This window comes from Agarivorans sp. JK6, assembly GCF_045277145.1.
GTDB lineage: Bacteria > Pseudomonadota > Gammaproteobacteria > Enterobacterales > Celerinatantimonadaceae > Agarivorans > Agarivorans albus.
Genome location: NZ_CP113525.1, coordinates 1,019,321 through 1,033,466, shown reverse-complemented (window position 1 = coordinate 1,033,466; position 14,146 = coordinate 1,019,321). Strand labels below are relative to the sequence as shown.

Here is a 14,146-nt window from a genome sequence, read left to right as displayed (position 1 = left end):
CTCCCTAACGACGAACCTTGAGCGAAAACAGACCTTGAGGACGCAGCATTAAAATGCCTACCACGGTCAATAAGGTGAGAACTTTGGCCATCGAACCACTAAGGAAAAACTCCATGGTTGATTGCGCTTGTGAGATGGTAAAGGCCGATGCAACAGTGCCAAGCAAGCTTGACGCGCCACCAAACACCACCACTAAGAAGGTGTCTACAATGTAGAGTTGCCCTGCTGTTGGGCCGGTTGAGCCCACCATGGTAAAGGCCGAGCCAGCAATACCAGCAATGCCGCAACCTAAGGCAAAGGTGTAACGGTCAACCTTCTCGGTATTAATCCCTACGGCACCTGCCATTGCGCGGTTTTGCACCACTGCTCGGGTTTGTTTACCTAAGCGAGATTTTTGCATTAGCAAGTACACGCCAATGGTAATCATGATGGTTAATGCCATCACAAATATGCCGTTAATCGGCACTTCTATAATGTCGGTTATCGCATAAGAGCCCATTAGCCAATCAGGTAGGCTCACTCCCACTTCTCGAGCGCCAAACACGGTGCGATAGAGCTGCTGTAAAATAAGGCTTAAACCCCAAGTAGCTAGTAAGGTATCTAGTGGACGCTTGTACAAATGGCGAATCATCGCCCACTCCACCAGCGCACCCAGCGCTGCAGTGACAATAAACGCCAGCAGCATTGCCACAAAAAAGTAGCCATCAAATAGACCCGGAAGGTAATTGCTAAATAGCTGCGAAGTAAGGTAAGTAATGTAAGCACCTAGGATCATAAACTCGCCATGGGCCATATTAATTACGCCCATTTGACCGAATATAATGGCTAGACCTAGAGCCATAAGAACAAATACAGAAAACAAAATAAGACCGGCAAATCCCTGCATGGCGAAAATGGCGGTTAGCTCTGAGCTGGTATAATCGGCAAACATATTCAGTCCCTCTTAAAAGCTAGCGAAAGAACAAGTGGCCCAGCGAGCTGAGCCACCTACAGCGGTTACTGATAACCTTTAGGGAATGGGTTTGGTTCAATTAAGTCTGCGGTTTCATAAACGATGTCGTATTGACCATCAGCTTGAGCGTGACCAATTCGCGTTTTAGACCATAGGTGATGGTTTTCGTGAACTTTCACATAACCTTCTGGCGCAGTGGTTAGCTCTAGGTTTGGCGAAGCAGCACGTACTTTGTCGATATCAAACGAGCCGGCTTTTTCTACCGCGGCTTTCCACAACCATGGGCCTAAGTAGGCAGCTTGAGTCACGTCGCCAATTACAATGTCGTCGCCCCAGCGCTTTTTAAAAGCTGCTACAAACTCTTCATTGTTTTGGTTGGTTAAGCTTTGGAAGTACTTCATGGCAGCGTAAGCACCTTGAATGTTTTCACCGCCAATGCCCAAGATCTCGTCTTCAGTCACCGAAATAGTTAATACCAGTGGCTTCTCTTTGTTCATATCGATGCCCGCAGCTTTAAGCTGCTTGTAGAAGGCAACGTTAGACCCACCTACTACAATGGCGTAAATCACATCAGGCTTTTTAAGTTTAATTTTGTTGATAACCGAGTTGAACTGAGTATGACCCAGTGGGTAGTACTCTTCGCCCACTACTTTTAAACCCAGTTTTTCAATATGTTTGCGGGCAATTTTGTTAGAAGTTCGTGGCCAAATGTAATCAGAACCCAGTAAGAAGAAGCTTTTGGCATCTTTGGTATCGGTTACCCAATCAATCCCTGCAATAATTTGCTGAGTAGCTTCTTGGCCGGTGTAAATTACGTTAGGAGATTGCTCTAAACCTTCATAAAACGTTGGGTAGTAAAGCATGCCGTTATATTGCTCAAACACCGGCAATACCGCTTTACGAGAAGCAGAGGTCCAGCAACCAAATACCGCCGCTGCTTTATCTTTAACTAATAACTTCTTCGATTTTTCGGCAAAGGTTGGCCAGTCACTGGCGCCATCTTCTTGAATGTATTCAATTTGGCGCCCTAATACGCCGCCCATTGCGTTAATTTGCTCAATGGCTAGCATCTCGGCTTGCACCGAGCCAGTTTCACTAATGGCCATGGTGCCAGTCACCGAGTGCAGAATACCTACCTTCACCGTGTCGTCGGTTACGGCTAAGCCGGTAGTATTTACTTCAGCGGTGCTAGGCGCCGCAGCAAAGCTTAGTTGTGAAACCAGCATTGCGGCAGGCAAAGCCATCATTCCTTTTAACAGATTACGGCGTAGCGAATTGCTTAAGCCTGTTTTCTTGAGATTTTGCATAGTGGTATCCCTACTGAGTGTGTAAGACAAAGTGTCCGTACTTGGTGAATACCATGATGCGTAATTGCAAGGCTGAGCAAAATTCGCCGTTCACCCTAGCGACCTACGTCATTTGACGCATAGCGGTGAATAAGAGATTGATTTAGGGTCAAGATATTAAAGAGAGTGGCACATCGCTACCAACAAATAACTCAGTTAAACAAGCATAACAGTCTGATTTTAATAACCATTTTAACAAAAGGGTGATAAAGCCACGGCGCGAAAAATGCTTATAAAACCTGTGAATTCGCAAAGGAAGGCGTTTAAGGGATGAAAGACCAGCATGTATTTAAAGCCCGTAGAAACTATAACCGCTGGGTAGCCAACCAAACTTTAGAAGATTATGCGCTAAGGTTTACCTCTAAAAATGCCCGTAAGTGGTCGGTTGCACGCGTCTCCAATACTGCCTTGGGCGCAATATCTTTTTTAGCCCTAGAAGCCATTGGTGGCGCGCTAATTCTTAACTTTGGTTTCAACAATTCTTTAATCGCCATATTGCTGGTTTCGGCAATTATATTTTTCTGCGGGCTGCCTATTTCTTACTATGCTGCACGCTATGGCGTCGATATCGATTTGCTTACGCGCGGCGCGGGCTTTGGCTACATTGGCTCTACCATTACCTCTCTCATTTACGCCTCGTTTACCTTTATCTTTTTTGCCATTGAGGCGGCCATTATGGCCTCGGCTTTAGAGCTGTTATTTAACATTCCCTTAAGCATTGGCTACTTAATTAGTGCCATTGTGGTGATCCCTCTAGTAACACATGGGATCACCTTCATCAGCCGTTTTCAACTGTGGAGCCAACCCATATGGCTGGTACTACAGCTGGCTCCACTCATTTTTATTTTGTGGCATGAGTCCAGTGCAATTAACAACTGGCTACAGTTTGAAGGCAAGCTAGAGAGCGGTAATTCAGGTGAGTTTAACCTGCATTTATTTGGTGCAGCATCGGGGATCCTATTCTCGTTAATGGCGCAAATTGGAGAGCAAGTAGACTTCTTACGTTTTATGCCCGAGGCCAAGAAAAAACACCGGGCCTGTTGGTGGGTAGCCTTGTTATCGGCAGGTCCAGGTTGGATTATTGTTGGTGCACTTAAAATACTATTAGGATCGTTTTTAGTGGTACTAGCCATTAATGCAGGAGTGGCCGAAGATGTGGCCGGAGATCCTATTCAAATGTACCAAGTGGCCTTTTCTTATATGGCCCAATCCCCACTGCTTGCGCTCTCCTTGGCGGGTATTTTTGTTTTGGTTTGTCAGCTTAAAATTAACGTAACTAACGCCTATGCCGGCTCTATCGCATGGTCAAACTTCTTCTCTCGCTTAACCCATAGCCACCCAGGTCGCGTAGTGTGGCTGGTATTTAACGTGATTATTGCCCTGCTGATTATGGAGCTAGGCATCTACGCCGCGTTAGAAGACATACTCGGCATTTACTCGAATGTAGCGGTTGCTTGGGTTGGCGCACTGGTGGCCGATTTAGTGATCAACAAACCCTTGGGTTATAGCCCCAAGCACATCGAGTTTAAACGCGCCCACCTCTACGACATTAACCCTGTTGGGGTCGGTTCCATGGTGATTGCATCTGTTTTAAGTATCTATTGTTATACCGGAAATGCCGGCGACACAGCGCAAGCGCTGGCGCCTTACATCGGCTTAAGCACCGCTTTTGTGTGCTCTCCTATCATCGCCATTTTAACCAAAGGTCGCTACTACCTAGCTAGAGAGCCCAATCTACTGCAGGCTCACCAAGGAGAATGCACGGTTTGCCAAAATCACTTTGAAATTGAAGACCTTGCCAGCTGCCCAGCCTATGGCGGCGCGATATGCTCGCTATGTTGCACCCTAGATGCGCGCTGCCATGATCAATGCAAAGAAAACGCCCGCTTTGGTCAGCAATTAAGTCAATTTGTTAGCCTGGTACTTCCTAAAGCCGTGTCATCCTTAATGAATACTCGGCTGTTGAATTTCTCTGGCTTAATGGCGCTCATTGCCTTGCTCATTGCCAGCTTGTTTTACCTAGTCTATTCGCGGATCCCAGTCGCCGAATTTGCCACTAAAGCGGCAGTTTCAGCAACCTTAAGCCACGTATTTTTCTTATTGATGATTATCGTCGGCGTACTGGTTTGGCTATTTGTTTTAGCCAACGACAGCCGCCAGTTTGCATTAGATGAATCGCAGCGCCAAACCGAGTTACTTAGCCGCGAAATATCTGCCCACGAGGTTACCGACCAAGCCTTGCAGCAGGCCAAAGAAACGGCCGAATCAGCCAACCAAGCTAAAAGCCGCTACCTCACTGGCATTAGTCATGAGCTTCGCACCCCGCTTAACTCGGTGCTGGGTTACGCACAACTCTTAGAAAAATCGCCAAGTTTAGCGCCCGAGCATAGCGCCAAAGTCTCACTTATCAAACGCAGCGGAGAGCACCTCGCCGACATAATTGAAGGCCTATTAGACATCTCGCGCATCGAGGCAGGCCGCATCGAATTACAACGTGACGAAGTGGCCATTGGTGAATTGCTGGGTGACTTGGTAGATATGTTCAGCCTTCAAGCCAAAAGCAAAGGCATTTCCTTCGTTTACAATCCCAGCCCTTACCTGCCCAACTGGGTAACCGCAGACGAAACTCAATTGCGGCAAATACTCATTAACCTGTTGTCCAACGCGGTTAAATTTACCCAACAAGGCTCAGTAACATTAGACGTTTACTACCGTAATCAAGTCGCAGAATTCACCATTACTGACAGCGGCGTAGGCATTAGCGAACAAGATATCGAGCGAATATTCAAACCCTTTGAGAGAGTCGAGAAAAGGGACATACCCAGCTCTCCTGGCACTGGCTTAGGCTTAACCATTACGCAGTTGCTTACCGACATAATGGGTGGAAACATTAGTGTAAGCAGCGAGATTGGCAAAGGTAGCAGCTTTAAGCTCAGCATCATGCTGGCGAGCTTAAACAAAGAGCAGCAGCCGCAATCTGTGCAAGCGCCAGTAAACTCTATCAAAGGCCCTAGCAAAACCGTAATGGTGGTAGACGATGACCCCAATCACCGTAACTTAGTATCAGAAATCCTCTCGCCACTGGGTTTTGTGGTTCATGAAGCCAACGATGCATTAGTTTGTTTAAGCAATACCTACTTAAGTGCCATTGACCTGTTTTTGCTCGACATCTCAATGCCAGATATGAATGGCTGGCAACTGCTTAAAAAACTTCGCAGCAATGGCATTAGTGTACCGATCATCATGGTGTCGGCCGATGCCACAGAAGCGCCTTATTTCAATGCCGCTGAAGAAATTCACGAGCCAGCGTTACACAATGACTACCTAGCTAAGCCCATGCGCGATAACGCGCTACTAGAAAAAGTTGCCAAAGCCTTAGCCATAGATTGGAACTACCAAAACACCAGCACGCAAAGCGCCTCGCCCGAGCCGCAAGCACTAATCATTCAACTAAACCAAAGCCAGCGTGAACAGCTACAAGAAATCGCCGAAATGGCGCAACTAGGCTTTGTACAAGGGATTGATAGGCTAATAAAAAACCTAGAGAAAGACAGCGCGTTACACACTATTACTCGCGCCCTAAGAAAGGAATTAGAACAGTATCAATTTGCCAGCATTACCGCTTATTGTGAAAAGGTCGTAATTTAATGAACGCCACAAACTCAAAGGGACTAATCCTCGTTGTTGACGATGCTACCGAATCGGTGGCGATGCTTAACACCGCTTTAATTGAACAAGGCTACACCGTGTTAATTGCCATGGACGGGCAACAAGCACTCAACATTAGCCAACGCATTACTCCAGACTTAGTACTCATGGATGCATTAATGCCAAATATGGACGGTTTTGAAGCCTGCCAGCAACTTAAACAAAATACTCAACTTAGCGATATTCCAGTAATTTTCATGACTGGATTAAGCAGCAGTGAGTCGGTGGTTAAGGGCCTAGAATCTGGCGGGGTAGACTACATCAATAAACCAGTAAAACTTGATGAACTGTTTGCCCGGATAAAAGTACATATTAGTAATGCTCGCCTCACCCGCAGTGCTCATGGCGCCCTAGATGAAATAGGCCAAGCTAGCTTTACCGCCAATAGCCGAGGCGAAATGATTTGGGTAAGTGCCAAAGCAAGCGAAACACTGGCATCGCAGGAGGATTTACCTGCCACAGCAGCAGAAGTGATTTGCCCTCAACTTAAGCAGTGGTTAGCCCATACCCCAGCTAAACACAGCATGCTGTCGCTTAAAAACCTCAATACGGCGCTGCAAGTTCGCTACTTGGGGCAATCGTCACCGGGTGAGCACTTACTTCGCTTGGTAAATAACGACGACCAAAGCCAGCGCGACTCCTTGCGCCAGCGCTTCAGTTTAACCGAGCGCGAATCAGAAGTAGTGCTGTGGTTAGCACGAGGCAAAACCAATCGAGAAATCGCGCAAATTTTAGACATGAGCCCACGTACCGTAAACAAACACCTTGAAGCGGTGTTTACCAAGCTGGCAGTGGAAAACCGAACCAGTGCAACGGCAGTTTGCTTAGCCCACTTAAACGACAGCTAATTTAAACCTTGCAGCTATTCGAATGCTTTAGCGCGACTTAAAAAAAACTAATTAGCCTTGCGCTTAGGCCCTCTTGCACAGCTTTGTTGTAAACAAATGCAGACTACACACAACAACTCTCTAGCGTCAAAATAGCCATTTTTGTGCACTTGAATTTTTAAAACCTCCTTGCCCGCACTACGCTTACTAGGGTCTGTTGAACTTTCGCGGTTAAATTTTGTTCGAGATAAAATCGTTTTAGGCGCGGCAAGGAGTGTGCTGCCTAGTTATTCTAAGTAAATACTCCTTAACAAAGCATAAAGCGATTTTAGCCGAACCCTTCGGGCAGTGTTTGTGGCTCGTTTCTACTGCGTTATCGGCTACTCATGTAGCTTAGCTATACATCAAAGCGTCTGGCTGAATAAATAAGCCACAAACTGCTGCAAACATCAGCTCGAAAGATCCACAGACCCTAGTCAGCAAGGAGGCTTTATGAAGATTTCCCAAATCCGCATTGAGCAGCAACCCGACCACGCTATTCTTCGGGCCGATTGCGCTGGCTTCGACTTATGGTACAAGTTCCCCGCCCCGCTACAGCCTCGCTTAAGTGCCGACCCATTTATTGCCGCTTGTTTACTGATTTGCATGGCAAAAAGCCAAGACTTGCAGCTAGAAGACAGCGCAACCTACTCCCCTACCTTGCTACGCAACCTCGAACAGCTGCAGGACATTTTTGCTTATTGGCAAGACTACCTTGGCCACAACATGCACCATATTAAGATAAAGGGCGGCACCGCTAAGGAAGAGCCGTTTCCTTGCAATGATAAAGTGTCGTTTTTCTCTGGAGGGGTCGACGGTTACCATACTTACCAACAAAACCAGCAAGACATCGATTACCTTCTATTTGCCAAAGGCATTGATATGCAGCTGTCTAGCGGCGAGCTTTACCAACAGGCCTTTGCGTGCAATCAACAGTATTTGGAAAAACACCACAAGCTACTTTATCCAATCGAAACGAACGTTAGGTTTTTGGGTTACCACAACCAACTAAAATGGGGCGTATGTTTTGGTGGCGGCCTGTCCAGCATTGCGCTCGCCTTGGGGGTAAAGAAGAGTTTTATTGCCGCTGGCTTAACCTACCAAAACAATGTTCCCGAAGGCTCTAACTACATTACCGACCATTTATGGAGTAATCACCACACCCAAATTGTCCATCATGGCGCCGAGGTAAGGCGTATCGACAAACTTAAACAACTCACTAAAGACCAAGACTTTTTAAAAATTTTAAGGGTTTGCTGGCACGACCATGGCTACAACTGCGGAGAATGTGAAAAGTGCCTTCGCACCATGAGCAGCCTGCGTTTATTAGGTATAAAGACCGACTCTTTTCCCCCGCTTAGCGACCAATTAGTAAAACATAAACTACGGGAACAAAAGCTTTATAACATTCACGATGTACAGTTTCTTGAAGAAAACCTCGACCAAGCCATCGCGGTAAACGACACAGTGATGATCGAAGCGCTACAACACATCAAACATGATTTTGATATGCGCGCTTTAATCAAACAAGCCGACGAACTTATCCTGCATGGCTACGCCCACAAGCTAAAACAATTATTCGTGCGGCATTAAAATCGATGAAAATTCACCAGCTCAACTTAGAAAAACATAACAATTACCACAAAATATCGGCCATGCTGGGCCCTTTTCCCTTGTGGTTTAAAACCAGCAGTGAGTGCTTAATAGCCTGTAACGACGCTAGCCCATTTTTATGCTCCGCGCTCATTCCAGCGATGTTCATGGGCGAAGACATCGAGATCGACCGCCGGTATTACGTATCGGCAAGCTTGTTAGAAAAACTGCCGCTTATTCAAACCATGATGCACGCTTGGAACCCCATTTTTAAGCGCATTAAAGTAAACGCTAATACCCAAACCTTTAAGCCATCAGCTAGCCAATTAGGCCACAGCGCCTTTTACTCTGGCGGAGTAGATGGCACCTATAATCTAATTAAACACCAAGAGCAGTTAGACAATTTAGTGCTTATTAATGGCTTCGACTTCTCCATGCCCCAGCCAGCCTGGCAACAGCTAGTCGCCCGCTGCCAAAAAACCGCCAAGCTGTTTAACAAAAGGCTAATTTGCGTAGAAAGTAACTTAAAAGAGTTTACCGGTTGGACAGGCCTAGCCCGCTTTGCCAACTTTGGCGCATCCTTAGCCAGTGTTAGCTTGCTGCTAAACCCCAAAAGCATGGCAATTAGTGGGGCAGTTACCTACGATGCGATTAACCCTTCTAACAGCCACCCGTTGTTAGATCCCTTATGGTCTAGCGAGTCCTGCCAAATTTCACACCTTGGTTTAGAAGCCGATCGAGCCGCCAAAATAGCGCTCATCAAACACTACCCAGAAGCCTTAGACAATCTATGGGTATGCTGGGAAGACCCAAGCAGCAACTGTGGGCGCTGCTCCAAATGCCACCGCACCTACATGGCTCTGCAGCTCAATAACATTTCCCACTTTCAGTTCTCCCAAGAAGTCGAGTTTTCTGCACTAAGCAAACTCAGCCCCAAAAGCGACGAAGACCTCTCATTTTACGAATACCTCTACCAACTGGCGATAAAGCAGCACAACCGCCAATTAAGCCAAGTACTACGTAAGATAATTTGGCGTTATCGCGCCAAAGCCTTTGCACGCGAAACCGACCGCCTGATATTGCATTCTGTTTGCAGCAAGTGGCGACAAAAGAAAATAGCCCACCATCAACTGGCCGACGTAAACGTATTTCCCAAATACAGTGACGCTATCCAACTAGAGCGCTTGCATCAACGCTTAAAGCAAAACCCCCGGTTTATCTCTAGCGCCAATATTGGCAGTGTTTTTGATTAAACGCATACAGCTTCGGCGGCACTAAGCAGTAACCATACTCCTGCTTACTCTTAGCTTTAGTAAGCTCAGACCCCAAAAGTACTGTGATTTTACACATGTAAATTGCTTTTCCTTCTTTCCCCAAATGCATTCCGCCTTTCGTGCTGATATTTTTATTACCTTTAGAGCTAGATGGCTGATGTAGTTTAGGAAAGGTGGTAGTCTGGATTTATCAAATGCGTGAAAAGAGGAAAAATTCCGTGTTTAAACAAGGAAATTTTCCTATTAATAAACTGTTAAATTGATATGGAAGTATCGTGATATTACTAGATAGCCACAATCCAATAACTTCTGACGACCTAAAGATCGTGGAGAGTAAAATTGGTTTTGAATTACCTACGGAATATAAGTCATTTTTATTAGAGAATAATGGTGGCCGTCCTAGCTTAGATGGAGTGCGCCATAATGATGAGCACGTTGATTTTGTAGGTTACTTCTATGCTGTTTTAGATGAATCGAAACATGAGGACTTAGTGAGACAAGTCGCAGAGCATGTCGGGATGATTCCACAAGAATATTTACCTTTCGCTGATAGCCCTGGCGGAGATGCATTTTGTATTTCATTGAAAGCGCATGAATATGGTTACATCTATCATTGGGATCATGAAGAAGCAAACTATGATGGAGAGCCATGGGAATACAACATGACTCTACTAGCTAAGTCACTAAATGAGTTTTTAGGTAACTTGTGTGTTGGCGAATAATCAATTTAACAAGTCATTTAAACGGACGCAAAAACGCTGGCTTTGCTCCTCCGTCGCTAAGTATAGCCAGCAATTTTGCGCCGCTTAATGAGGCGTTAAGTTGCTAAGGAAAGTATGGCATCTCTCAAACCTCTAAAAGGTGTCGCTTATGATATCGCGCACCATGCACAAAGCGGGTTAAGCTTTTTACATCCTCATTTAGGTGAAATGTGCAGAGAAGCAGGTATAACCGAAGCAACAATTGATTTAATGGCTAAGGAGTCTTATCCCTCAGAGCTGAGAGAGTACAAACCTTTAAAGCTAGCTATCGGTGCGCTTAAAGATAAATTTGCCATTATCCTTAGCAAAAGAGAAATGAGTTTGGATTTTATTAGTGAGTTAAAGCTTAAGTTTATTTTTTATTCCGCTGACAACTCACTTTGTGCAGTAGAATCAACCTTGGTAAAAACAAATGGTATAACTCACGTACAAACAGTGAAATAGCAACTTAACAAGTTGCTCAAAAGGACGTAAAACGCTTGGCTTGCGCTCCTTCGTCGCTAATTTTAGCCAAGCATTTTACGCCCATTAGCAAGGCGTTATGTGTATAAGGAAAAATAATGGGGCAGCCTGCCTCTCAAGCAGCAGCCTTTTATAAGGATGTAAGTAAAAGCGGTAAGCTTTGGACATGTAAAGACGATGGAGGCAATCCAGCGCCGAAAACATCTTCCGGAAAAAGAGCAATGCCTTTTTGGTCTAGTTTATCTAGAGTTGAGAAGATCATTAAGAATGTTCCTGCCTATTCCAAGTTTGAGCCACAGGAAGTCTCTTGGGAAGACTTTGAAACTAAATGGGCACCTGACTTACAAGAGCATGGCTTGCTTATCGGAGTTAACTGGAGCGGCGCTAGAGCTACAGGGTATGATCTCGAACCAAATGATGTTTTAGCTAATGTTAATCACCAACGACATCAAAACACATTACAATGGTAGGCAGTCGACGCGAAAAAGCCCGCGCAACTGCTCCAAACGTTATGTGTCTAACTAGCTGGAGAGCTTGTGCCAAAAATTTTGTTCCTATGTAGCAAGAATAAGCTTCGAAGCCCGACGGCAGAGGCTATCTTTTGCGAAGTAGAGGGATGGGATGTATATTCCGCTGGAATCAGCAACGATGCTGAAGTACACGTGGCCTTAGAAGACATCGAGTGGGCTGATTATATTTTTGTAATGGAAAACGCCCACAAGAAGAAGCTATCCAAGAAATTTGGCAACGCCATCAATGGGCAGCCGGTAATATCTTTGGGGATTCCAGATGATTATGAATATATGGACCAGACATTAATCGATATACTGAAATCAAAAGTTCCGGCATATATTGGGTAAACACATAACAAGCCGCATAAACCGAAGCCAAACACTCTAGTTGCCTTGTGATTCGCTTCGCTCATTTTATCACAAAGCAACCTCCGAAATAAAAGCGGTCAGAGTCACTTTAAATACCCTTGCTTCCCTATCTATGCTCTTCTTTCCAAAACAAGCTACTTACTATTCGAACCCAATCACTAACAAAAATACCCAGCCAAGGCTGGGTATTTTGATTTACTGATTTGCTTATTGAGCGATTAAGTCTTTATAAGCGATGGTTTTACCTTGTGGCTTCTCGTTGGCTAACTTGGCTTTAGGTGAGCCAGGTTGGTTTAGCCAGTAAGAGGCGTCTTGCTTAGGATTAAGCTTAGGACCACACTCGCCTTGCGCGCCACTGCGCTCTAAGCGTGTTAACACTTTGTCTTGCGCCGCGGCTAGGCCGTCCATTGCTTGTTGTGGGGTTTTCTCACCACTGGCGGCTTCTGCCACGTATTGCCACCAAAGCTGCGCCAGTTTTGGATAGTCTGGCACGTTGGTACCGGTTGGTGTCCATTGTACCCGCGCATCACTGCGGTAAAACTCGACCAAACCACCGAGCTTAGGTGCAGCATCGGTCATGGCTTGCGAGTTAATATCCGACTCTCGAATAGGCGTTAAGCCCACCAAGGTTTTCTTAAGCGATACTGATTTTGACACCACAAACTGGGCATATAACCAAGCAGCTTGGCGTCTGTCTAGCGGGGTAGAGTTTAAGAACGTCCACGAACCAGTATCTTGATAACCCAGCTTCATGCCCTCTTCCCAGTATGGGCCGCGCGGCGAAGGAGCCATGCGCCATTTTGGCGTGCCATCTTCATTCACTACCGGTAATCCAGGTTTGGTCATATCTGCGGTAAAGGCGGTATACCAGAAGATTTGTTGGGCTACGCTGCCTTGCGCAGGTACTGGACCAGCTTCGCCAAAGGTCATGCCTGGGGCTTCTGGTGGCGCGTATTTTTTAAGCCATTCTACATATTTAGCGGTGGCATAAACGGCCGCTGGGCCATTGGTGGCACCACCACGTTCTACGCTTGAGCCAACAGGGTTACAGCCTTCTACCCGAATGCCCCATTCATCGACCGGCACACCGTTAGGAATGCCTTTGTCGCCCGCACCCGCCATAGATAACCACGCATCGGTAAAGCGCCAACCTAGTGATGGATCTTTTTTGCCGTAATCCATGTGGCCGTATACGCGCTCGCCATCAATGGTTTTTACTTTTTCTGAGAAGAATTCGGCGATGTCTTCATAGGCAGACCAGTTTAGCGGCACACCTAACTCGTAACCGTATTCGGCTTTAAATTTCTCTTTTAGATCGGCGCGTTCAAACCAGTCGGCGCGGAACCAATATAAATTAGCAAACTGTTGGTCTGGCAGCTGGTAGATTTTTCCATCTGGCCCGGTGGTAAAACTTAAACCAATAAAATCTTCTAGATCTAAGGTTGGCAGGGTTACGTCTTTACCCTCGCCTTTTATAAAGTCACTAATGGGTACTACTTTGCCGTAGCGAAAGTGAGTACCAATTAAGTCTGAATCGTTTACGTAGGCATCATAAATATTACGACCCGACTGCATTTGCGTTTGCAGTTTTTCTACTACATCGCCTTCTTGGATCAAATCATGATTAACCTTAATACCGGTTATCTCAAAAAATGCCTTGGCTAAGGTCTTACTTTCATATTCATGGGTGGTAATGGTTTCTGAGGCTACATTAATTTCCATACCACGAAATGGTTTTGCCGCTTCTGTAAACCATGCCATCTCATCCATTTGCTGCTGCTGGCTCAAGGTAGAAGGCGTGAATTCTTCTCCCACCCATTGTTTAGCGGCATCACTGTATTGATCTGCTAAGGCTAAGCTACTACATCCGGCAATGACCATTGCTACACTAAGGCGAGCTAGCTTAAACACTGATTTTTTGTTGTAGGGCATTTCTTCATTCCTTTTGTTTTTTTAAAGTGCATGTTGTTTTTTGAGGCACCTCTTGATGCCTTTGCACATCCATTTTTGCTCTCGAGTTTTGTGTTGCTTACCCCCATCTCATTACGATAAACAGCCACACCACAGCTACCGCAAAGGGCAGCCAAATGCTGAGTTCGGTCATCCCGATAAAGCCAAGATGAATAAACGCACTGCTTAACAAGCCAATAAACAATCGATCGCCACGGGTAGTAGCTATCGGTAAAAAACCTTTTCGTGCCACGCAGGGGCTTTTTAGCTCCCAACAGGTCATCACAAACAAAATGCAGGCGATGCCGGTAAAAAATAATGCTGATGGAGTTGTCCATGCCATCCAGTTCATG

General features: G+C 45.8%; 12 protein-coding genes. 8 read left to right on the top strand and 4 right to left on the bottom strand.

Annotated features, from left to right (window positions below; all coding sequences use genetic code 11):
- Positions 1-4: 4 nt before the first annotated feature.
- On the bottom strand, positions 5-931 hold the full coding sequence (urtB, locus tag OV592_RS04870) for an urea ABC transporter permease subunit UrtB (protein ID WP_016401336.1): 927 nt from the start codon (positions 929-931) through the stop codon (positions 5-7).
- Positions 932-996: 65 nt separating this feature from the next.
- Complete coding sequence (urtA, locus tag OV592_RS04865) at positions 997-2,259, bottom strand: urea ABC transporter substrate-binding protein (RefSeq protein WP_016401337.1); 1,263 nt, start codon at positions 2,257-2,259, stop codon at positions 997-999.
- A gap of 309 nt (positions 2,260-2,568) precedes the next feature.
- Here urtA and OV592_RS04860 point away from each other — a divergent pair, with 309 nt between their 5' ends.
- From OV592_RS04860 to OV592_RS04825, 8 genes are all read left to right on the top strand, one after another.
- The gene (locus OV592_RS04860) at positions 2,569-5,946 is read left to right on the top strand and encodes an ATP-binding protein (RefSeq protein WP_406610602.1); all 3,378 of its coding nucleotides are present in this window, start codon (positions 2,569-2,571) and stop codon (positions 5,944-5,946) included.
- Positions 5,946-6,854 (top strand): response regulator transcription factor, encoded by a 909-nt coding sequence (locus tag OV592_RS04855; protein WP_406610601.1) that lies wholly within the window; start codon positions 5,946-5,948, stop codon positions 6,852-6,854. Before OV592_RS04860 ends, OV592_RS04855 begins: the two co-directional genes overlap by 1 nt.
- A 471-nt stretch (positions 6,855-7,325) precedes the next feature.
- Positions 7,326-8,465, top strand: a complete 1,140-nt coding sequence (locus tag OV592_RS04850; protein WP_406610600.1) for a hypothetical protein — start codon at positions 7,326-7,328, stop codon at positions 8,463-8,465.
- 5 nt (positions 8,466-8,470) lie between these two features.
- The gene (locus OV592_RS04845) at positions 8,471-9,718 is read left to right on the top strand and encodes a hypothetical protein (protein ID WP_406610599.1); all 1,248 of its coding nucleotides are present in this window, start codon (positions 8,471-8,473) and stop codon (positions 9,716-9,718) included.
- Between the two features lie 296 nt (positions 9,719-10,014).
- Positions 10,015-10,461: an SMI1/KNR4 family protein gene (locus OV592_RS04840; protein WP_406610598.1), complete on the top strand. Its 447-nt coding sequence runs from the start codon at positions 10,015-10,017 to the stop codon at positions 10,459-10,461.
- Positions 10,462-10,575: 114 nt separating this feature from the next.
- Positions 10,576-10,944: a hypothetical protein gene (locus OV592_RS04835; RefSeq protein WP_406610597.1), complete on the top strand. Its 369-nt coding sequence runs from the start codon at positions 10,576-10,578 to the stop codon at positions 10,942-10,944.
- Between the two features lie 116 nt (positions 10,945-11,060).
- Positions 11,061-11,432, top strand: coding sequence for a DUF2750 domain-containing protein (locus OV592_RS04830; protein WP_406610596.1), 372 nt, complete (start codon positions 11,061-11,063; stop codon positions 11,430-11,432).
- A gap of 66 nt (positions 11,433-11,498) precedes the next feature.
- Positions 11,499-11,822, top strand: coding sequence for a low molecular weight protein tyrosine phosphatase family protein (locus OV592_RS04825; RefSeq protein ID WP_406610595.1), 324 nt, complete (start codon positions 11,499-11,501; stop codon positions 11,820-11,822).
- A gap of 228 nt (positions 11,823-12,050) precedes the next feature.
- On the opposite strand, the gene OV592_RS04820 is transcribed toward OV592_RS04825, so the two are convergent.
- Complete coding sequence (locus tag OV592_RS04820) at positions 12,051-13,775, bottom strand: ABC transporter substrate-binding protein (RefSeq protein WP_016401344.1); 1,725 nt, start codon at positions 13,773-13,775, stop codon at positions 12,051-12,053.
- A 97-nt stretch (positions 13,776-13,872) separates the two neighbouring features.
- On the bottom strand, positions 13,873-14,145 hold the full coding sequence (locus OV592_RS04815; protein ID WP_016401345.1) for a DUF2160 domain-containing protein: 273 nt from the start codon (positions 14,143-14,145) through the stop codon (positions 13,873-13,875).
- Position 14,146 lies beyond the last annotated feature (1 nt).

Coding starts and splice junctions, on each gene's coding strand:
- urtB (WP_016401336.1), bottom strand. CDS start 931: ATGTTTGCCGATTATACCAGCTCAGAGCTAACCGCCATTTTCGCCATG.
- urtA (WP_016401337.1), bottom strand. CDS start 2,259: ATGCAAAATCTCAAGAAAACAGGCTTAAGCAATTCGCTACGCCGTAAT.
- OV592_RS04860 (WP_406610602.1), top strand. CDS start 2,569: ATGAAAGACCAGCATGTATTTAAAGCCCGTAGAAACTATAACCGCTGG.
- OV592_RS04855 (WP_406610601.1), top strand. CDS start 5,946: ATGAACGCCACAAACTCAAAGGGACTAATCCTCGTTGTTGACGATGCT.
- OV592_RS04850 (WP_406610600.1), top strand. CDS start 7,326: ATGAAGATTTCCCAAATCCGCATTGAGCAGCAACCCGACCACGCTATT.
- OV592_RS04845 (WP_406610599.1), top strand. CDS start 8,471: ATGAAAATTCACCAGCTCAACTTAGAAAAACATAACAATTACCACAAA.
- OV592_RS04835 (WP_406610597.1), top strand. CDS start 10,576: ATGGCATCTCTCAAACCTCTAAAAGGTGTCGCTTATGATATCGCGCAC.
- OV592_RS04830 (WP_406610596.1), top strand. CDS start 11,061: ATGGGGCAGCCTGCCTCTCAAGCAGCAGCCTTTTATAAGGATGTAAGT.
- OV592_RS04820 (WP_016401344.1), bottom strand. CDS start 13,775: ATGCCCTACAACAAAAAATCAGTGTTTAAGCTAGCTCGCCTTAGTGTA.
- OV592_RS04815 (WP_016401345.1), bottom strand. CDS start 14,145: ATGAACTGGATGGCATGGACAACTCCATCAGCATTATTTTTTACCGGC.